We start from the raw sequence: 18662 nt of genomic DNA, 5'->3' as shown, positions 1-18662 counted from the left end.
TCCTATTGGGCGGCGGCGCGTTCGAGCGCGGCCAGCGCCTTGGCGCGGTCGAGACGCGCGGCGATGAGTTCGGTGCGGGCGGTCGTCAGGGCGGCTTGCGCGTCTAGGACTTCGAGCAGCGAGAATTTCCCCGCCTCGAAGCCGCCTCGCGCCAGGTCGACGGCGGTCTGGGCCTGGGGCACGACCTTGCTGTCGAGCACTTCCAGCCTGGCGGTGGCGGCGCGCAATGCCGCCTCCCCGTCCCGAACGGCCCGAACCGAGCGCGCCAGGGCCAGGCGTTCGCGCGCCTCGGCCGCGGTGGCGTCCGCGCGGGCGGCCGCGACGGTACCCTGGTTGCGGTTGGAGATTGGGATCGGGGCGGTAAAGCCGACGATCATCGCCGAGTCCCCGGTCTGCTCGAACCGCCGAACCCCGGCCTGGACGGTGAGGTCCGGACGACCAGCGGCGCGTTCGCGATCGATCACCGCCCGGGCGGTCTCCAGCTGGGCGCGCGCTTGGCGCACATCCAGGGTTTCGCCGGGATCGATCGTGGCCATCACCGGCGTCGCCGGCTGCGGGGACCGCACCAGCTCGATGGTCTCGGCCGCATCGCCCCAGAGGGTTACTAGAGCGCGGCGCGCGGCTGCGGCCTCGGCCTCGGCGGCAATGACGGCGGCGGCGGCCTCACGGCTGGCCGCCTCAGCCCGCAACGCCCGCAGGGGCGGCTCGCGACCGGCTTCGACCAACGTGCCGGCGACCTTGGAAAGGCCTTCGGCGCGGGTGGCCGTCTCTCGGGCCAGGGCCAGACGATCCTGCGCCGCGAGGGCTTCGGCATAACGGACGCTGACTTCTTGGGTGAGGTCGGCCTTGGCGATGACGAAGCCGATCCGGGCGGCGTCGACCTCGGCGTTGGCGGCGGCGGCGCGGGTGCGACGCTTGCCGCCCAGCTCCAGGCGCTGGCTGATGGTGGCCGTGGTTTCGGCTGCGCCGAAGCGGCCATAGGGGCCCGAACCGGCGAAGTTCTCCGATTGGAGGCCGGCTTCAGGGTTTGGCATCAGGTCGGCTTGGCGAGCGCGGCCCTCAGCCGCTTTCACCGAGGCTTCGGCTGCCGTGACAAGCGGTGACTGGGTCTGGGCGCGCATGATAGCGGCGTCCAGGGTGAGCGGCTCAGCGAGCGCGCGCGAAAGCGCGCCGCTGCCGGCAAGCGCCAGGACCGCGCCGAAAATGGCGGCGGACCGAGCATAGCGGGAATGCATGAGAGGTCCCTATGTGAGAACTGACGAAGGCGATTACGCGCGCGAGGGCGCGGCCAGGGTCAGGCTCGAGGGGGCTCGTTGGGGCCGTCCGGCATGCGCGAGAGCGGCATGTGGGGCGGCGCTGGAGTCAGACGGATGCGCGTGACGGAGACGTAGGTCTGCCCGGCCGTGGCGAGCCCGATCAGCGACGGAGAATGATGGCAATGGCCAATCCCGCAGACCTCGCCGTCGGCCAGGTCTGCGGGATCCTGGTCATTGGCCTGGGCAAAGGTCGTGGCCTCGGCGACGGCGCTCGTCTTCTTGCTCGACAGGGAGTCGGCCGAGCATAAGCCTGAACGCAATGATGGCGCAGCTACGGCGAGCACCAGCAGGCACGCTAGAAGCGCTCCCGTCCAGGTTTTCAGCCATGTCGCCACATCGAACATGTAAGGGCCTATAGCGTCCGTGATGCGTCGAGGAAATACGTTACAAGATACACTTGGCGTGGCGCATCAGCGCGGCAGTGAGAGTTAGATCCGAGTTCGCGGACGGGCCCGTGTCACCGCTCGCAGCGGCGTGCTGGTGGTCACGTATTTCGAAAGAGCGTCCAGGCGGAAGCTATAGATTCTGATCAACTTTTCGCGCTCGGCCTTAAACTTGAACTGCAGCGCCGCTAGGCCGGTTATCTTGTTGGTGTGGCGAAGCAGCGTGCCGCGCGCGCTGCGCTCCAGGTGGAAGTATTCATACGATCGCGCGAAGAATGGACCGGACTGGAAGGCGATCTCCTCGCCTGGCGCCATGCCAATGACCCGAGCCCTGACCCTCAGACGCTTTTCCGGATTGGAGCCGATACGGATGTAGACGCTGGCGCCCCGAATGGGGACGCCGTCGATTTCCCAATGAGGATGCCAACGCGGGTAGCCACCGAACTCCGACAAGGTTCGCCAGACCTTAGTGGGGGGGGCGGCGATATCGATCTCAGATTCAATGATCATGGGCGGCCTTTCGTCGCCATCTCGCTTGAGCTCGATGCAGCCGAGACAGGCTGCGGGCACGGACGGTTGGTGGAAAGCGTACAGACCCGAAACTGCTCGCCTGACATGACCGGGCCGGGGGTCGGCAGGTCGAAGAAAATGCAATGGCGCTCGCGCCCACGCAGGCCCCACAGGACACGCGTCGCCGTGCTGATGACGTTTCCACCCGCGTCAAGACGATCCGCTCGGATGATCCGCGGCGAGGATCCTATGGACCGTCGACAGATCGCGCCATGGAAACGGACCCCCTCACCTTCGGCGATGGCGCGGACCGACTCAAGTGCGAAGCCCCGCTGAGTGTTGAGCACGATGGGCTTTTCGATCGTGTCTGCAGTAGCCCCGCCCGAAAAGGCCAGGATCAGAAGCCCAATTCCTTTTCCGCCTAGGTGGCGCAAGTGTTGTCGGTTCATGTTCGATGCTCCAGGTCGATCGCCAAAACCCCAATCGACATGACGAGCAGAAGCATCGCCGCAGCCAGGGCCATTATCGCACGGCGGGCCGATCGGCGGGCCCAGTCCGACGCTTCGGTGCGAGGTTCTTCGCCATTCATGCCTGGCGGTCCTTGTAGGCGAGCAACCGCAGCGCGTTGGCCACCACCAGAAGGGTCGAGCCCTCGTGGAAGATCACCGCCTCGCCGATCTTCAGGCCAAACAGGGTCGCTGGGATCAGCACCGCGACCATGCCCAGGCTGACCCACAGGTTCTGGCGGATGATGGCGCTGGTCTTGCGGCTAAGGCCCACGGCGAACGGCAGATGGGTCAGGTCATCGGCCATCAGCGCGACGTCGGCGGTTTCCAGCGCCACGTCCGAGCCGGCCGCGCCCATGGCGATGCCGACGGTGGCGTTGGCCATGGCCGGGGCGTCATTGACCCCGTCGCCGACCATCGCGGCCTTGCCGTAGTGCTGGCGCAGGGCCTTGATGGTCTCGACCTTGTCCTCCGGCATCAGGCCGCCGCGGGCTTCGTCGAGACCCAGATCACGGGCGATCGCATCGGCGACCGACTGGTTGTCGCCCGACAGCATGATCATGCGGGTGATCCCCAGCGAGCGAAGGCGAACGATAACGTCGCGGGCCGCGGGGCGGGCGGTGTCCATCAGGCCCAGCACGCCGAGAAAACGATCACCGTAGCGGACGACGACCACTGTCCGGCCGCGCGCTTCAAGGCGCTTGGCATCGCTCCAGACCGATACGGGCAGGTCTTTCTGGTCGCCTTCGAATAGGCCCGGCTTGCCGATCACGACGTCCTTGCCATCGACCTGGGCCTGGATGCCCTGCCCTGTCAGGCTCTTGACGTTGGTGGCTTCACGATGGGCCTGGCCGATCAGCTTGGCCTCCCCGTCGCGCACCACGGCGGCCGCCAGCGGGTGGTCGCTGAGCGCCTCGACGGCCACGGCGATGGCGAGCAGCTCGGCCTCATCGACGCCTTCGGCAGGGACGATATCGGTCAGCTTGGGCTTGCCCTCGGTTAGGGTGCCGGTCTTGTCGAAGGCCAGAGCGGTCAGCGTTCCGAGATTTTCCAGGGGACCGCCGCCCTTGACCAGGACGCCGCCGCGCCCTGCCCGGGCCACGCCACTGAGCACGGCGCTGGGCACCGAAATGGCCAGGGCGCAGGGGCTAGCGGCTACCAGGACCGCCATGGCGCGGTAGAAGCTGCGGCTGAACGGCTCGTCGAGCACCAGGAAGGCCAGCATCAGGGTCGCGACCAGCACCAGCACGGCCGGCACGAAGACCTTCTCGAACCGGTCGGTAAAGCGCTGGGTGGGCGAACGCTGGGCCTCGGCCTCGGCGACCATGCGCACGACGCGGGCCAGGGTGCTCTCGCCGGCCTTGCGGGCCACGCGGATGTCGAGCGCGCCCGCGCCATTGATGGTGCCGGCGAAGACCCGGTACTCGGCGCTGGCCTTGGCGAAGTCGAGGTCGCGATCGGCGCTGGCGCGCTTGTCGACCGGCACGCTTTCGCCGGTGACCGGGGCCTGGTTGACGCTGCTGTCGCCGGCTACGACGACGCCGTCGGCGGCGATGCGCTCGTTGGGCCGCACCAGGATGATGTCGCCGATCTCCAGGGCCTCGACGGCGACGTCCTCTGTCTTGCCGTCGCGGCGAACCGTGGCCCGCTCGGGGGCCAGCTTGGCCAGGGCTTCGATCGCCCGGCGGGCCCGGCCCATGGCGTAATGCTCCAGGGAATGACCCATGCTGAATAGGAAGAGGAGAAGCGCGCCTTCCGCCCATTGCCCCAGGGCCGCGGCCCCGGCGGCGGCCACCAGCATCAAGGTATCGATCTCGAACTTGCGCTTGCGCAGGTTTTCGATCGCCTCGGTCAGGGTGAACCAACCGCCGAACACGTAGGCGGCCATATAGAAGGCCAGCGGGATCCAGCCATCGGCCTTGAGGCTGATGAGCCAGCCGACCAGCAGGGTCGCGCCGCACAGCAGGGCGAAGATCAGTTCGGTTCGCTCGCCGAAAAGCCCACCATGGGCGTGGCCGTGGCCGCCCTCCCCTTCACCGTGCTTGTGGTCGTCATTCGGGCCATGATCGTGGCCCTTATGATCGTGAGCAGACTTGCTGGTCATAATGCTCGCTCCTACCGGTGCGGCTCGACGTGATGGCCGCCGTAGCGAAGGACCTCGACCTTCTCGAAGGTGACCAGGCCGATGTCCTTGAGGTCGTCGAGCTTGGTCAGGAACTCGCGCAGGCGGGCTTCCTCATCGACGAACTCGATGACCACGGGCAGGTTGTCGTTGAAGTCGAGCGGGCGCGGCTCGTGCATGCGTGCGGATTCACCGAACCCCTTGCGGCCGCGCAGGACCGTGGCGCCGGCCAGACGCGCGGTCTGGGCGCGCTGGACGATGACGTCCATCAGGGAGCGATCGCCGACCAGGGCGTTTTCGTCGGTGTAGATGCGGAGCAGGACGGCTTGTCCGGGGGTTTGCATAGGCGTCTCCTCTTGATGATTACGGCCCGTGAGAGCTGTTCGCTCGGGACGGTTGAAGGTGATGCGCCGGCGCGACGCTGTGGGGGCTGAGGGGCCGCGCCGGCGCCCCGGCTAGTGCGTCGTGCTCAAATCCGACGCGGCCGGTCCCTCGTCTGGGGTCTTCCGACCAGACCCCAGTTGGAGGATGAGTTTGGCGATGGCGGGCAGGACCAGCAGGGTCACGGCGGTGGCCGTGATCAGGCCGCCGATGACCACCATGGCCAGGGGCTTTTGGACCTCGGCGCCGGTGCCGCTGGCCAGGGCCATCGGGATGAAGCCGATGGCCGGCACCAGGCCCGTCATCAGGACCGGGCGGAAGCGTTCGACCGAGCCCTCATAGATCGCCTGGGCGACGGGCACGCCGGCGTCGAGCCGCTCTCGGACGCTGGTCATAACGACCAGGCCGTTGAGGACGGCCACGCCGGCCAGCACGATGAAGCCGACCGCGGCTGAGATCGAGAACGTGATCCCGGTCAGGGCCAGGGCGAACACGCCGCCGGATAGTCCCAGCGGAATGGCCGCGAACACCGAGGCTGCCGGCCCGAAACCGCCCAGCGCCATGTAGAGCACCAGGAAGATCAGCGCGAAGCACAGCGGCACGACGATCGACAGGCGCTGGGTGGCGGCCTTCAGGTTCTCGAACTGGCCGCCCCAGGTCAGCCAGTAGCCGGTCGGCAGCTGGACGGCGTCGACCTTGCTGCGGGCTTCGGTGACGAACGAGCCGATGTCGCGGCCACGAACGTTGACCTGGATAACCACCCGGCGCTTGCCGTCTTCGCGGCTGATCTGGTTCAGACCATCCGAGAAGCGGAACTGCACCAGCTCCCGCAGCGGCACCGACCGTTGCAGGCCGTTCTCGCCGGCCGGCAGCATGACCGGTAGAGCGCCCAGGGCATCGAGGTCGTTGCGCTGGGTCATCGGCACGCGGACGGTGATGTCGAAGCGGCGATCACCCTCGAAGACGTCGCCGGCCTGGCGACCGCCCATGGCCGTGGCCACGGTGTCGGCCACCTGGTCGATGCTGAGCCCAAAGCGGGCGATGGCGGCGCGGTCGAACTTGACGTCCAGGGTCGGGGCCCCGCCGACCTGTTCGACACGGACACCCTCGGCGCCTTGGATCGACTGCAGGACCGCGCCGATCTTGGCGGCCGTGGCGCTCATCTTGTCCAGATCGTCGCCGTAGAGCTTGATGGCGACGTCGCCACGCACGCCGGCGATCAGCTCGTTGAAGCGCATCTGGATCGGCTGGGTGACTTCGAAGCTGTTGCCCAGCAACGGCGAGACCTTGCCCTCGATGCGCTCGACGACCTTGGCCTTGTTGGCGACGTCCTTGGGCCACTCCTTCTGGGGCTTCAGGATAATGAAGCCGTCCGAGGCGTTGGGCGGCATCGGGTCGGTGGCGACCTCGGCCGTGCCGGTCTTGGAGAACATCATCTCCACTTCGGGCAGGGACGAGACGCTCTTTTCGACCTGGCGCTGCATGGTCAGCGACTGTTCCAGGGCCGTCGACGGGATCTTCAGCGAGCCCATGGCGACGTTCTTTTCGTCGAGCTGCGGGATGAACTCCTGGCCCAGCGTCGTGTAGACCACGCCAGCGACCAGGAAGAGCGCCACCGCGCCGCCGATGAACGGCCAGGGGCGATCGACCACGCGCTTGAGGACGGGTTCATAGCGCTGCCGGGAGACAGCGATCAGCTTGACCTCTTTTTCCGAGACCTTGCCGCGCATCAGGATGGCGACAAGGGCCGGGACGAAGGTCAGCGACAGGATGAAGGCTGCGCCCAGGGCCAGCATGATGGTGATGGCCATCGGCGAGAAGGTCTTGCCTTCCACGCCGGTGAAGGTCAGCAGCGGAGCGAAGACCAGGAAGATGATCGCCTGGCCGAAGACGGTCGGACGGATCATTTCCTGGGCCGCGCGAAGCACGGTCTCCAGGCGTTCGGGCAGACGCAGCAGCCGGCCTTCGTGGTGCTGGCGCTCGGCCAGCCGTAGCAGACAGTTTTCGATAATGATGACGGTGCCGTCGACGATCAGGCCGAAGTCCAGCGCCCCCAGGCTCATCAGGTTGCCCGGCACCTTCAGCTCGTTCATGCCGATGGCCATCATCACGAAGGACAGCGGGATGATCAGCACGGCGATGAAGGCGGCGCGGACGTTGCCGAGCAGCAGGAAGAGGGTCGCGGCGACCAGGATGGCGCCTTCGGTCAGGTTGCGTTCGACGGTCTTGATGGTGGCGTTGACCAGCACCGATCGGTCGAGCGCGGTGGTGATGACCACGCCGTTCGGCAAGGCCTTGCGAACATCGACCAGCTTGTCGCCGACCGACTTGGCCACCGAGCGGCTGTTCTCGCCGATCAGCATCAGGGCGGTGCCGACGACCACTTCTTCGCCGTTCTTGCTGGCCGCGCCGGTGCGCAGGTCGCCGCCGACCCGCACGGTGGCGACGTCCTTGACGGCGACGGGTACGGTGCGACGGGTGGCGATGATGGCGTTCTGGATCTCGTCGAGCGTGCGAACCCGCGCGTCGGCCCGGACCAGATAGGCCTCGCCGGCGCGCTGGATGAAGTTGGCCCCGACCGAGAGGTTGGCCCCTTCCAGGGCCTTGGCCAGGTCGGTGTAGGAGACGCCGTAGGCCACGAGCTTGGCCGGGTCGGGTTCGACCACGTACTGCTTCTGGAAGCCGCCGATGGAGTCCACGCCGGCCACCCCCTTGACGGTGCGCAGTTGCGGACGAACGACCCAGTCCTGGATGGTGCGCAAGTACGCGCCCTGCGAGGTGGCGTCGGTGAGGCGCTCGCCTTCCGGCGTCAGATAGGCGCCGTCACTCTGCCAGCCGGTCTGGCCGTCACGCACCTTGGCGCCCTTGCCGCCCGGATTGGCGTACTCCACCGAGTACATGTAAACCTCGCCCAGACCCGTCGTGACGGGCCCGATCTGCGGCTGGATCCCAGCGGGCAGGCTGTCGCCGGCCTGGGTCAGACGCTCGGCCACCTGCTGGCGGGCGAAGTAGAGGTTGGTCTTCTCCGAGAAGATCGCGGTGACCTGCGAGAAGCCATTGCGCGAGATCGAGCGGGTGGTCTCCAGGCCCGGGATGCCGGCCAGGGCCGTTTCCACTGGGAAGGTCACCCGCTTTTCGATTTCGACCGGCGAAAGCGCGCCGGCCACGGTGTTGATCTGCACCTGTTTGTTGGTGATGTCGGGAACGGCGTCGATGGGCAACTTGGTCAGCTGCCATGTGCCGAGGGCGGCGATGATGACGGTGAGAAGCAGGACGTACCAACGCCCCTTCACCGACATCGAGAGTAAGCGACCGATCATTTCGGCGTGTCTCCGGACTAGCGGTTAGGGGTTCAGTCTTCTTCCGAGCTCTTGCCGAGCTCTGCCTTCAGCAAGAAGGCGTTCTTGACCGCTACGGTCTCGCCCCCCTTCAAGCCGTCGACGATGACCACCCGGCCGCCGCTGCGCTGGCCGACCAGAACGTGCTGCACGCGGAAGCCCTCCTTGGTCCGGACGAAGACGACGTCGTTCCCGTTCAGGTTCTGAACAGCCTCCTCGGAGACGACGATCCCGCTGGAGGTCGACTGGCGCGAGGTGATGCGGGCGCGGACCAACTGGCCCGGCTGCAGCGCGCCGGTTCCCCCGGTCAGGGTCAGGACCACCGTGGCGCTGCGGGTCTCCTCGTTGACGCCGGGGGTCACCGATCGCACGACGGCGGTGCGGGTCTCGCCGCTGGTCGTCTCGACGATCGCCTGGTCGCCGGGCTGGACCCTGCGGGCGTCCGCGGCGGTAACCGACGCGTCGACCTGGATCTTGGCCGGATCGGAGATACGGAAGAGTTCGGTCTCGGGGGCCACGAAGGCGCCCAGGCTGGCGGTCATGGCGGTGACGCGGCCGTTGATCGGGCTGATGACGGCGACATAGCCGCCCGACACCGCCGAGGCGCCGGCGGCCGTGGCCGCGCGACGGGCCTCGGCCTCGGCCACCGCGACTTCGGCCTGAGCCGTCTCGTAGTCCTGACGCGGGCTGACCTTCTGTTCGAAGAGGCGCTTTTCGCGGGCCAGGTTCTTGCGGGCCAGGTCGGCCCTGGCCGAAGCCACGCTGCGGTCGGCTGAGATCTGGGCGGCCTCGCGACTGGAGACCAGGGCCAGGGTCTCGCCGGCCCGCACGGGGTCGCCGAGGCGCTTGGTGATCCGGGTGATCGAACCGGCGGCGCGGGCGGTCAGAGCCGCCTCCCCACCGGGTTCGGCTTCGACCGTGGCCTGCGCGACGACCTCGGAAGCCAGGCCCCCGGTGTTGACCGTCTGCAGTTGGACGCCCGAGGCGGTGATGCGCTCGGGGCCCATCGACAGGCTCTGGGGTCCGGCCGCGGGAGCTGCCGCCGCCGGCTTTTCAGCGGTCGCGGTCTCGGCGGGTTTGCCGCCCGACATCTTGCCGACCGAGAAGGCGGCGATCGCCACGACCACCACGGCCGCGCCGGCCAGCAGCAACTGCCGGTTCGAGGAGTTGGACTTGCGCATCAGCGATCTCCGAAGAGGCGGCCTTGCAGGCGCGCCAGGTCGGCCTCGGCGCGAACGCGCGCCAATTGGGCCTGAATGGTTTGGTCACGCGCTTCGGCCAGGGACCGGCGCGCATTGATTAGTTCGACAAGGGGGGCCTTGCCGGACTCGTAGGCGATCCGCGTGAGGCGGAAGGCTTCGGCGGCGCTGGTTTCGCCCTGGCCGGCCGCGTCGGCGCGCGACTGGGCCGCGCCCAGCTGGAAGCGGGCCGTGCGGATGTCGGCCTCGGCGTCGAACCGCGCGGCATTGAGCCGAGCCTCGGCGGCCTGCAGCTCGCCTTGGGCGGCGGTGATGTTGCCGCGGTTCTGGTCGAAGACCGGGATCGGAAGCGACACGCCCGCGACCAAGGCCGTGGAGTCGTCGCCGCTGAACCGGCGAACGCCGGCCGAGACCGTGACGTCCGGCACAGCGCGGGTCCGCTCGATGCGCACGCGACGGGCGGCGGCTTCGCGATCGGCCTCGGCCGCCAGAACGGCGGGCGTCGACAGCGCGTCGATGTCGCCCGGCTGGCTCGTGACCTTGGGGTTGGTCAGCAGGCTGTCGCTGAGCGAGGTGTAGGGCGTGGTCGATCCGACGAGAGCGGTGAGCCGCGAGAAGGCGCCCGTCCGCTCGGCCCGCGCTTCTTCCAACGACGCGCGCGCGCCGGTGAGCGCGGCTTGCGCCTGGAGGGTTCGCAGTTCGGCCTCTTTGCCCGCGTCGACCAGAGCTCGGGAGGCGCGCAGGGTCTCGTCGGACAGCGTCACGGCCTCTTCGGCCAGGGCGACCCGGCGTTCGGCGGCTTCGGCCTGGGCGTAGGCGTCGGCCAGAGCGAAGGCGAAATCGGCCTTCGACTGGACCAGCCGCGCCCGTGCAGCATCGAGAGCCGCCCGACCGGCGGCGACCCGCGCGCCGCGCTTGCCCCCGACTTCGAGCGGCTGGCTCAGCGAAAAGGTCGTCTCGGCATTGTTCGCGCCGCTATAGACGCCGCTGCCGCTGAAGTTCTCGATCTCCATCCCGACGGTGGGATTGGGTCGAGCGCCAGCCTGACGAGCCAGGCCCTCGGCCTGGCGCACGCCGGCGGCGGCTTCGGCGAGCCTTGGGGCATTGGCTTGCGCCTGGGCGAGAAGGTCCTTGAAAGGCGGCGCCGGATCGGCCGCCGCGCCGCGAGCGGACGCCAACGCGCCGACAATCGCGACCACGCTCACGGCCGCGAAACGCAGCTGTCCACGCATGATGAGAGTCATGAAGATGTGTTCCTAGAGATTGAGACGCAAACGGTCCGCCTCCTCGGGCGGAAGGGTCGCGTCAGGCTCTAGGCGGACGTTCGAGCAGGACGGAACGATCGATGAGCAGGCCCACATCCGGCTCGGCCAGCCAAACGGCACGATGCTCAAACGCTATCATCTCGGGCGCGAAGGACACGGGCAAGCTTATGCCATGCGCCGAACAATGACCGGTGCAGGCCGTGAGCGTTCTCTTGATGGGGGTCTTCTGGTCGCCAGCGGTCTTGATCAATGCTGGCGCCTGGACGCTCGACATGACGATCTGGCTGGCGACCTGAGTTTCGGTCTCCAGCGCAGCGTGCTCAGCAGGTCCGCAGATGACGATGCCGAGGATGAACGTGCAGGTTACGAACAGCGCCCATGCCTTGCCGAAGCTGAATCGCGAGGACGGCGCGCGGCGCGAGCGCCACGTGTCGGCATATCTGCCGACTTGCCGACGAAGGGGCGCGATTCCAGCCATCGAAATCTGCAATACCTCCGCTCAGTCCAGATTGAAATGCGTTATATGATTACATGTTATAGTGTCACATTGCCGAGCGCTCCAATTACGGCAACAAACACCTGGCGAAGACTTCGCGATAACTGGGGCAAAGCGGAAAGCTACAGAAGCCCGTACCGCGTTGTCGCGCCATGATCGAATCTCTCTCGATGCCCTGCCCATCCCGTTTGAAGTGGTCAGATGGCCCTTAGGCGGACCTCTTTGCCCCCATTTCGCCGGCTCTGTGCCGAGACCACCAGAATCCGCCGACCAGGATGGCCAGGGTGAGCGCCTGGGCGGCGACGCCTTCGATGGTCGGGAAGAAGCCCAGCAGTTCGATGCGCGGCAGAGCCAGCGGGTGCAGGTCCAAGAGGCCAGCCTCCTGCAGCGCGGCCACGCCCTTGCCGGCCAGGACGACCGCCAGGATCGCCATCAGGATGGCGCTGTATTCGAAAAACTTGCCGATCGGCAGGCGCTTGGAGAACCGCAGCATGGCCCAGGCGATGGCGGCCAGGACGACGACGGCGCAGCCGACGCCGGCCAGCACCGCCCCTGCCCCGCCCTGGGTCCACAGCGCCGTCAGGAACAGGATGGTCTCGAACACCTCGCGATAGACGACGATGAAGGCCAGCAGGAACAGGAACCACGCCGACGACTTGGAGAGCGCGTGGGATAGTTTCTCGCGGATATAGACCTGCCAAGCGTCGGCCTGGGCCTTGCCGTGCATCCAGAGTCCGACCGAGATCAGCACGGCGGCGGCGATCACCGAACCGAAGCCCTCGGTCAGCTCGCGGCTGGCCCCGCTGATCGAAATGAAGAAGGTCGCTGCGGCCCAGGTCAGACCACCAGCCGCCAGGGCTGCGATCCAGCCGCCGTGGACGTAGGGCAGCACGTCGGTTCGCTCGGCCTTGCGCAGGAAGGCGATCATGGCGACCACGATCAGCAGGGCTTCCAGGCCCTCGCGCAACAGGATGGTGAAGGCGCCGGCGAAGCTCGACAGGCTGTTGGCCTTTTCCGGGGCCAAGGCTCTGCCTGCGGCCGCGAACAGGGCGTCGAGCCGCTCGATCTGGCTCTTGACCTCGCTGGCCGGCGCGGCCTTACCGATCGCGCCGCGCACGTCGCCCATCGCCCCTTCGATCCGTCGCATCAGGGCCGGATCGCGCGCGCCCAGCGACGGCTCGACCGGCTCGAAGCCATCGAGATAGGCCGCGAGCGCGAGGTCGGCGGCGGCCTTGCGGTCGCCGGCCTCGTAGGCCTTGAGGCTTGCGGCGAGCTTCTGGCGGGCGACATCGAGCGAGCCGCCGCCGGTGCGGGTGACGACTTCGGGATGGCGTCGCAGATAGGCGGTCAGCGCTCGGGCCTTGGTCTCGCCGAGGGTGGTGGCCAGGGCGGCCGGCGTGGTCTGGGTCAAGGTCTGCAGGTCGGGGAAGCGGGCGCGGACGGCGGCGTCCTCGTTCCAGAGCTTTTCGCCGACGGCGGCCTCGGCGTCGCTGAAAGCGAAGCGCCCGACATAGAAGGCCAGGTCCCAGCGGTCGTCGGACGGCAGGTGGGCGTAGCTGGCCATGGCGGTGCCGTCGAGACCCTGCTGGATCACCTGGTAGAGGCCAAAGACGCTGCGCTGGCGCGCGCGGCCGGCGTCGGCGAAGGCGATCGGCGGCGGATCCAGGCCCGCGGCGTTGGGGCCGTCAGCCTTGCCGGTCTCGCCGTGGCAGGCCGCGCAGTTTTCCGCATAGAGCGCCGCGCCGCGCGCCAGGTCCGGCGCGCGCTTGGGGGCCAGGGGCGTGGGATAGGCGGCCAGGAGGTCGTTGGCCAGGGCATGGGCCTTGGCCGAGACCACGGCCGGCTCCTGCTTGGCGGCGATCGTGGCTTGCAGGCTTTGCGCCTTAGCCAGCAGGTCCGGCTGAGCCTTGGTGGCCGGCAGGCCGGCGATGCGCTCAGGCACCTGGCCGGCGAACTCGTTCATCTCGGCATATTCGGACGGGCTGATGACCTTGCCGTCTTTCACCGCGCCCGCGTAGTCGACCGACAGATAGTCGAGCAGCCGCCAGGCGGTTTGCGAGGAACTGGCCTCCTGGGCATGGGCCATCGGCGCCGCCGTGAAGATCAGGACCGCCAGCAGCCCGCCAAGGATCGAGGCCAGACGCCCCTTGAGACCAGTAATCATTATCAATCCATGGGCGCAAAAAGGCGCGTGTGGCAAGAGCTTGAGCATATGTCAGGAAGTCGCGAGGTCGGCGCGGTGTTCGTCGCGAGCCTGGCGGATGATCTGGTAGGCCGAACTCAGGAAGACGCCGGCCAGGAGCACGCCGACGATCAGGTCAGGCCAGCGCGAACCGGTCAGCCAGACCAACCCGCCGGTAGCCGCCACGCCCAGGCATTGGATCAGATCGTTGCGCGTGCAGAGCCACACCGAACGGACATTGGCGTCGCCATCCCGATAGCGGACGAGCAAGGCGGCGGCGACGAGATTGGCCAGGGCGCCAAACAGCCCCAGGGCCGAGATCGCCTCGCCCGAGGGCGCCGCGCCGCTCCAGGCGCGCCAGGCGGCGAAGCCCGCGACCGACAGGGCGACCAGGCCCAGGCTGACGCCCTTGAACAGGGCCGCGCCGGTGCGGATGCCCACCGACTTGCCGATGGCCCATAGACTGATGGCGTAGGTGGCGCTGTCGGCCAGGAAGTCGAGCGCATTGGCCGACAACGACGCCGAGCCTTCGACCATGCCGCCGATCAGCACCACGACAAAGCCGACCAGGTTGATGGCGATCACCCAGGCCAGGGCGCGGCTATAGGCGGGCGTGGCGCCGTCGAACTTGACGTCGCTTCCGCAACCGCAGCCCGACGCGGCCGGTTTGCTGGAACAGGATTCGCTCATGAGGCCACCATGCATCCTCTAGCCACTAGAGGATCAAGGGCCTATCTGCAAAACTAAGGAGCACCTCATGACCCTTTCCATCGGCCTCTTGGCCAAGGCCGCCGACGTCAAGGTCCCGACCATCCGCTTCTATGAGGAGATCGGGCTGCTGCCGGAGCCCCGGCGAGCAGCCAATGATCGCCGGGTCTATGACGCGGACGCCGTCCGCCGCCTGGCCTTCATCCGCCACGCGCGCCAATTGGGCTTCTCGGTCGAGGCGATCCGCAATCTGCTGGATCTTTCCGACAATCCCGAGCGCCCCTGCGGCGAGGCCAACGCCCTGGCGGCGCGACAGCTCGACGATGTCGAGGCCAAGATCGCCCAGCTGGAGACCCTGCGCGGTGAACTGCAACGGATGGTGGCGGCGACCTGCGACGGACGGGCCGCCGACTGCCGGGTGATCGAGGCGCTGGCGGGCTAGGCGTCTCAGCGGGCGGTCATTCGTCGTCTTGCGCCGGGGATGATTGAATATGGACGCTCGTGTAAGATCATGTGCGCCCAACTACCGAGGCATAGGTCGGCATGGCAACATCCCCGATTGCCGCCCCCATCGGCGGCCGGATGGTGGAATTATCTTCAAAATATCCAATAACTTACCTAATTTACATCGGGTCCTCCACAACCACCCGTCGGGCGATCCGACGCCCTCGCGCCCCGACATCGACATGACCAAGCAGATCGTCGAGGCCGGAAAAGCCCTGAAGATCGCCGTCCATGATCACCTGGTGGTCGGTCGCGAGGGGGTGGCGAGCTTCAAGGCGCTGGGGTTGATGTGAGGCGACCTCTCACGCCCAGGGATCTGCTGCGCCGTCGCCTGAGCCTTGGGTGGCTGGCGCTTTGGATGATTTCCCTGGCCCTGCCGGTCGCGCGCTTTGAAAACTCCGGCTACGATTGGATGCGCGGCTGGACGCTGCTGGCCTTCGGCGGGCTCGGAGGCATGGTCGCCCAGTTTGGCTGGTTCGCGAACCTCACCTTCGTCGCGCTGACTGGCGGCGCCTTCACCTTCCGGGCCACGCCGCGCACGGACATCCCCCTGTCGCTGGTCTCGGTGATCTGCGCGGCGGACGCCTTTTTCTGGCGCGCGATGTACGACGACAGCGGCCAGACGGCGGTCCGCAGCTTCGCCGTCGGCTTCTATGCCTGGCAAATCGCCATCCTGGGGTCGGCGGCGACCACGATCTGGTATTGGGTGGACCGCAAGCGAGAACGCCGCGCGCTCCCTTGACGCCCGCCCTCCAAACCTTGAGCGTCGGGCCCTCAGTTCGTCCGGAGTGCTCCCATGCGTCGCCTGCTCACCGTCCTCCTCGGCTCGGCCACCCTGCTTTCCACCGCCGCTCACGCCGCAGACAAGAAGGCCGTTGAAAAGCCAGGCGATGTTCCGAAAGCCATCAAGACCCTGCATGACGGCTTCCTGATCCTGGACACCCACCTCGACACGCCCGAGCACTTCTCGCGCCCCGGCTGGTCGATGCTGGACAAGCACGCGGTGACCGAGGACGGCACCCAGGTCGACCTGCCCCGCATGAAGGCCGGGGGCCTGGATGGCGGCTTCTTCGTGATCTACACCGGCCAGGGCGACCTGACCGCCGAGGGCTATCGCAAGGCCCGCGACTTCGCCCTCAATCGCGCGACCGAAATCCGCGAGATGGTGGCCGCCCATCCGGACCAGTTCGAGCTGGCCTACACGGCCGAGGACGCCGCGCGGATCAACAAGGCCGGCAAGGTCTTCGTCTTCCAGAGCATCGAGAACTCCTGGCCGATGGGCGAGGATCTCACCTTGATGGAGACCTTCTACAAGACCGGCGTGCGCATGGCCGGGCCGGTCCACTTCCGCAACAACCAGTTCGCCGACAGCTCGACCGACCCGAAGGGCAAGATCTGGAACGGCTTCTCGCCGCTGGGTCTGCGCTGGCTGGCCGAAGCCAACCGCCTGGGCATCCTGGTGGACGTCAGCCACGCCAGCGACGACGTGGTCGACCAGGCCGTGGCGCTCTCCAAGGCGCCGATCATCGCCTCGCACTCGGGCGCCAAGGCGGTGTTCGACCACCCCCGCAATCTGGATGACGCCCGCATCAAGAAGATCGCCGAGAGCGGCGGGGCGATCTGCATCAACTCGGTCTATCTGATCGCGAGCGTCGACAGCCCCGAGCGCAAGGCGGCCCTGGCGGCGATCCCGCGCCCGCCGCGCGATGACGCCACCGAGGCGGATGTGAAAGCCTGGATGGCCAAGCGCGTGGCGGTCGACAAGCAGTTCCCGCCGGTCCGCGCCAACTTCGACATCTTCATGGACAGCATGCTGCACACCCTGAAGATCGCGGGCCCCAAGGGCGTCTGCGTCGGCGCCGACTGGGACGGGGGCGGCGGAATCGAGGGCCTGGAGGACGTCGCCGACCTCCCCAAGATCACCGCCCGCCTGAAGGCCGCCGGCTATAGCGACGCCGACATCCAGGCCATCTGGAGCGGCAATGTGCTGCGCCTGGTGGCCGGGGCGCAGGCCTATGCGAAGAGCGTGGCGAAGTAGAACTACAAATCCTCCCTCTCGCGGGGGAGGTGTCGACGCAAAGCGGCGACGGAGGGGGAAGAGGCAAGGTCAGCAGGACTTCCCCCTCCGGCGCTTCGCGCCACCTCCCCCGCTAGGGGGAGGATTTGAGCAGCGCCCGCCGCCCCTCCCAAACCCGCCACAGCATCAGCGCCGCGAACACCACGCCGTAGATGATCGGCGGCCGGTGGTCGGCTTTGACCAACAGGTAGTAGTGGAGGACGCCCAGCGGGACGATCAGGTAGATAAGCTTGTGCAGCCGGCTCCAGGCCGCGCGACCCATGCGGATCACCCAGCCGTTGGTCGAAGTCACCGCCAGCGGGATCAGCAAGACAAAGCCCAGCATCCCCAGGGTGATGAAGGGGCGCTTGAGGATGTCCTTCCACAGCTGGTTCCAGTCGAAGAACAGGTCGACGCCGATATAGCTGAACAGGTGCAGCACGATGTAGCTGAAGGCGAACAGGCCGATGGTCCGTCGGAAGCGGATCAGGCGCGGCTGCTTCAGGATCCGCGCGGCGGGCGTGATGGCGAGGCCCGCCAGCAGCAGCCGCAGGCCCCAGACGCCGAGTTCGCGGATCAGCTTCTCGATCGGATTGGCCCCGAGCTCGCCCATGAAGCCGCGCCACGCCAGCCAGACCAGCGGCGCGAAACACGCCAGCCAGACGAGGCCGTAGACGAGGTTGTCCTGGGTTTTGGAGGGGCGCTTCTTGGCGGACGCCATCAATAGAACCGCTTCAGGTCCATGCCCCGATAGAGGTCGGCCACCCACTCGCCGTAGCCGTTGAACGGCAGGGTGTCGCGGCGGCGGAACTCGCCGATGCGGCGCTCGGTGGCTTGCGACCAGCGCGGATGATCAACGGCCGGATTGACGTTGGAATAGAAGCCGTACTCGCGCGGCGCCAGCCGGTTCCACGAGGTCGCGGGCTGGTTCTCGACCAGGCTGATCCGGACGATCGACTTGATGCCCTTGAAGCCGTACTTCCAAGGCACGACGAGCCGCAGCGGCGCGCCGTTCTGGTTGGGCAGGACGTCGCCATAGAGGCCCACCGCCATCAGGGTCAGCGGGTGCATGGCCTCGTCGATCCGCAAGCCTTCGCGGTAGGGCCAGTCGAGCGTGTTCCAGGCCTGTCCTGGCATTTCGGAGGGCCGCATCACCGTCTCGAACGCCACATACTTGGCCTTCGAGGTCGGCTTGACCGAGGCCAAGAGGTCCTTCAGCGGAAAGCCGACCCAGGGGATCACCATCGACCAGCCCTCGACGCAGCGCATGCGATAGATGCGCTCCTCCAGCTTGTTCTTGCCGATCAGGTCCTCGATGCCGACGGTGCGCGGCGCTTCGCAGGCGCCGTCGATGCGGACCGTCCATGGGCGCGGCTTGAAGCGGCCGGCGTTCTCGGCCGGATCGCTCTTGTCGACGCCGAACTCATAGAAGTTGTTGTAGGTGGTGATGTCCTCTTTCGAGGTCGGCTTCTCCGGCGTCGAAAAGCCCTTGGTGAAGGTCAGGGCCGCCTGCGCTTCGCCCGCCGCCGCGCCGGCCAGCCCCACGCCCGCCAACCCCGCCATCAGCGTTCGACGCTTGAGATAGAGGCCGTGGTCGGTGACGTCGTTGTCGGTCAGGTCGGGGGCGTGGCGGATCAGCATGGAAACGCTCCGTAAGCGGCTGTCCCTACAGATACGGACCAAACCCGCCTTTGGT

17 protein-coding genes and 1 pseudogene are annotated in these 18662 nt (G+C 67.5%); 4 read left to right on the top strand and 14 right to left on the bottom strand.

The features are described from left to right. Positions 1–2: 2 nt before the first annotated feature. The 12 genes from CSW60_RS16665 to CSW60_RS16615 all read right to left on the bottom strand — a co-directional run bounded on the left by CSW60_RS16665 (position 3) and on the right by CSW60_RS16615 (position 14388). Positions 3–1235, bottom strand: a complete 1233-nt coding sequence (locus CSW60_RS16665; protein ID WP_066683571.1) for a TolC family protein — start codon at positions 1233–1235, stop codon at positions 3–5. Between the two features lie 59 nt (positions 1236–1294). Further along, positions 1295–1660, bottom strand: coding sequence for a hypothetical protein (locus CSW60_RS16660; protein WP_062095847.1), 366 nt, complete (start codon positions 1658–1660; stop codon positions 1295–1297). Between the two features lie 84 nt (positions 1661–1744). Then, complete coding sequence (locus tag CSW60_RS16655; protein WP_062095849.1) at positions 1745–2209, bottom strand: SRPBCC family protein; 465 nt, start codon at positions 2207–2209, stop codon at positions 1745–1747. Beyond that, a complete protein-coding gene (locus CSW60_RS23210; RefSeq protein WP_137803453.1) occupies positions 2206–2658 on the bottom strand; it encodes a hypothetical protein in 453 nt (150 codons plus the stop codon). Before CSW60_RS23210 ends, CSW60_RS16655 begins: the two co-directional genes overlap by 4 nt. Before the next feature lie 136 nt (positions 2659–2794). Further along, positions 2795–4819, bottom strand: a complete 2025-nt coding sequence (locus CSW60_RS16650) for a heavy metal translocating P-type ATPase (RefSeq protein WP_062095850.1) — start codon at positions 4817–4819, stop codon at positions 2795–2797. A gap of 11 nt (positions 4820–4830) precedes the next feature. Further along, on the bottom strand, positions 4831–5181 hold the full coding sequence (locus tag CSW60_RS16645; protein WP_004616671.1) for a DUF190 domain-containing protein: 351 nt from the start codon (positions 5179–5181) through the stop codon (positions 4831–4833). Between the two features lie 111 nt (positions 5182–5292). Then, a complete protein-coding gene (locus tag CSW60_RS16640) occupies positions 5293–8538 on the bottom strand; it encodes an efflux RND transporter permease subunit (protein WP_062095852.1) in 3246 nt (1081 codons plus the stop codon). A 32-nt stretch (positions 8539–8570) separates the two neighbouring features. Then, complete coding sequence (locus CSW60_RS16635; protein WP_099538406.1) at positions 8571–9737, bottom strand: efflux RND transporter periplasmic adaptor subunit; 1167 nt, start codon at positions 9735–9737, stop codon at positions 8571–8573. Beyond that, entirely contained in the window at positions 9737–10999 is a 1263-nt protein-coding gene (locus CSW60_RS16630) for a TolC family protein (protein WP_062097155.1), read from the bottom strand. The genes CSW60_RS16635 and CSW60_RS16630 overlap by 1 nt, the downstream gene beginning before the upstream one ends. Positions 11000–11060: 61 nt before the next feature. After that, positions 11061–11510, bottom strand: coding sequence for a hypothetical protein (locus tag CSW60_RS16625; RefSeq protein ID WP_062093429.1), 450 nt, complete (start codon positions 11508–11510; stop codon positions 11061–11063). 214 nt (positions 11511–11724) lie between these two features. Continuing rightward, positions 11725–13680 (bottom strand): FTR1 family protein, encoded by a 1956-nt coding sequence (locus CSW60_RS16620; RefSeq protein WP_099538405.1) that lies wholly within the window; start codon positions 13678–13680, stop codon positions 11725–11727. Between the two features lie 51 nt (positions 13681–13731). Next, positions 13732–14388 (bottom strand): cation transporter, encoded by a 657-nt coding sequence (locus tag CSW60_RS16615; RefSeq protein WP_062093427.1) that lies wholly within the window; start codon positions 14386–14388, stop codon positions 13732–13734. A 67-nt stretch (positions 14389–14455) separates the two neighbouring features. On the opposite strand from CSW60_RS16615, the gene CSW60_RS16610 reads away from it, so the two are divergent. The 4 genes and pseudogenes from CSW60_RS16610 (at position 14456) to CSW60_RS16595 (ending at position 16948) form a co-directional block, all read left to right on the top strand. Beyond that, positions 14456–14848 carry a helix-turn-helix domain-containing protein gene (locus CSW60_RS16610; RefSeq protein ID WP_062093426.1) on the top strand — a complete coding sequence of 131 codons (393 nt, stop codon included), beginning with the start codon at positions 14456–14458 and terminating at the stop codon, positions 14846–14848. Positions 14849–15038: 190 nt separating this feature from the next. Beyond that, positions 15039–15203 (top strand): annotated as a pseudogene (locus CSW60_RS24420) (JAB domain-containing protein); the annotation flags it as partial. A 65-nt stretch (positions 15204–15268) separates the two neighbouring features. After that, on the top strand, positions 15269–15652 hold the full coding sequence (locus CSW60_RS16600) for a hypothetical protein (protein WP_099538404.1): 384 nt from the start codon (positions 15269–15271) through the stop codon (positions 15650–15652). A gap of 54 nt (positions 15653–15706) precedes the next feature. Further along, positions 15707–16948 carry a dipeptidase gene (locus CSW60_RS16595; RefSeq protein ID WP_099538403.1) on the top strand — a complete coding sequence of 414 codons (1242 nt, stop codon included), beginning with the start codon at positions 15707–15709 and terminating at the stop codon, positions 16946–16948. 112 nt (positions 16949–17060) lie between these two features. Here the strand turns inward: CSW60_RS16595 and msrQ are convergent, their stop codons facing one another. Next, entirely contained in the window at positions 17061–17687 is a 627-nt protein-coding gene (msrQ, locus tag CSW60_RS16585) for a protein-methionine-sulfoxide reductase heme-binding subunit MsrQ (protein WP_099538402.1), read from the bottom strand. Continuing rightward, on the bottom strand, positions 17687–18607 hold the full coding sequence (gene msrP, locus CSW60_RS16580) for a protein-methionine-sulfoxide reductase catalytic subunit MsrP (RefSeq protein WP_099538401.1): 921 nt from the start codon (positions 18605–18607) through the stop codon (positions 17687–17689). Before msrP ends, msrQ begins: the two co-directional genes overlap by 1 nt. Positions 18608–18662: the final 55 nt, after the last annotated feature.

This window comes from Caulobacter sp. X, from assembly GCF_002742635.1.
GTDB lineage: Bacteria > Pseudomonadota > Alphaproteobacteria > Caulobacterales > Caulobacteraceae > Caulobacter.
The sequence above is the reverse complement of the archived record's forward strand: the minus strand, read 5'-3'. Positions and strand labels throughout refer to the sequence as shown.

What these genes read in the sequence shown, in the direction of transcription:
- CSW60_RS16645 (WP_004616671.1), bottom strand. Translation starts at nt 5,181, where the DNA reads ATGCAAACCCCCGGACAAGCCGTCCTGCTCCGCATCTACACCGACGAA.
- CSW60_RS16650 (WP_062095850.1), bottom strand. Translation starts at nt 4,819, where the DNA reads ATGACCAGCAAGTCTGCTCACGATCATAAGGGCCACGATCATGGCCCG.
- CSW60_RS16620 (WP_099538405.1), bottom strand. Translation starts at nt 13,680, where the DNA reads ATGATTACTGGTCTCAAGGGGCGTCTGGCCTCGATCCTTGGCGGGCTG.
- msrQ (WP_099538402.1), bottom strand. Translation starts at nt 17,687, where the DNA reads ATGGCGTCCGCCAAGAAGCGCCCCTCCAAAACCCAGGACAACCTCGTC.
- CSW60_RS16630 (WP_062097155.1), bottom strand. Translation starts at nt 10,999, where the DNA reads ATGACTCTCATCATGCGTGGACAGCTGCGTTTCGCGGCCGTGAGCGTG.
- CSW60_RS16635 (WP_099538406.1), bottom strand. Translation starts at nt 9,737, where the DNA reads ATGCGCAAGTCCAACTCCTCGAACCGGCAGTTGCTGCTGGCCGGCGCG.
- CSW60_RS16600 (WP_099538404.1), top strand. Translation starts at nt 15,269, where the DNA reads ATGATTTCCCTGGCCCTGCCGGTCGCGCGCTTTGAAAACTCCGGCTAC.
- CSW60_RS16640 (WP_062095852.1), bottom strand. Translation starts at nt 8,538, where the DNA reads ATGATCGGTCGCTTACTCTCGATGTCGGTGAAGGGGCGTTGGTACGTC.
- CSW60_RS16665 (WP_066683571.1), bottom strand. Translation starts at nt 1,235, where the DNA reads ATGCATTCCCGCTATGCTCGGTCCGCCGCCATTTTCGGCGCGGTCCTG.
- CSW60_RS16660 (WP_062095847.1), bottom strand. Translation starts at nt 1,660, where the DNA reads ATGTTCGATGTGGCGACATGGCTGAAAACCTGGACGGGAGCGCTTCTA.
- CSW60_RS16610 (WP_062093426.1), top strand. Translation starts at nt 14,456, where the DNA reads ATGACCCTTTCCATCGGCCTCTTGGCCAAGGCCGCCGACGTCAAGGTC.
- CSW60_RS16595 (WP_099538403.1), top strand. Translation starts at nt 15,707, where the DNA reads ATGCGTCGCCTGCTCACCGTCCTCCTCGGCTCGGCCACCCTGCTTTCC.
- CSW60_RS23210 (WP_137803453.1), bottom strand. Translation starts at nt 2,658, where the DNA reads ATGAACCGACAACACTTGCGCCACCTAGGCGGAAAAGGAATTGGGCTT.
- CSW60_RS16615 (WP_062093427.1), bottom strand. Translation starts at nt 14,388, where the DNA reads ATGAGCGAATCCTGTTCCAGCAAACCGGCCGCGTCGGGCTGCGGTTGC.
- msrP (WP_099538401.1), bottom strand. Translation starts at nt 18,607, where the DNA reads ATGCTGATCCGCCACGCCCCCGACCTGACCGACAACGACGTCACCGAC.
- CSW60_RS16655 (WP_062095849.1), bottom strand. Translation starts at nt 2,209, where the DNA reads ATGATCATTGAATCTGAGATCGATATCGCCGCCCCCCCCACTAAGGTC.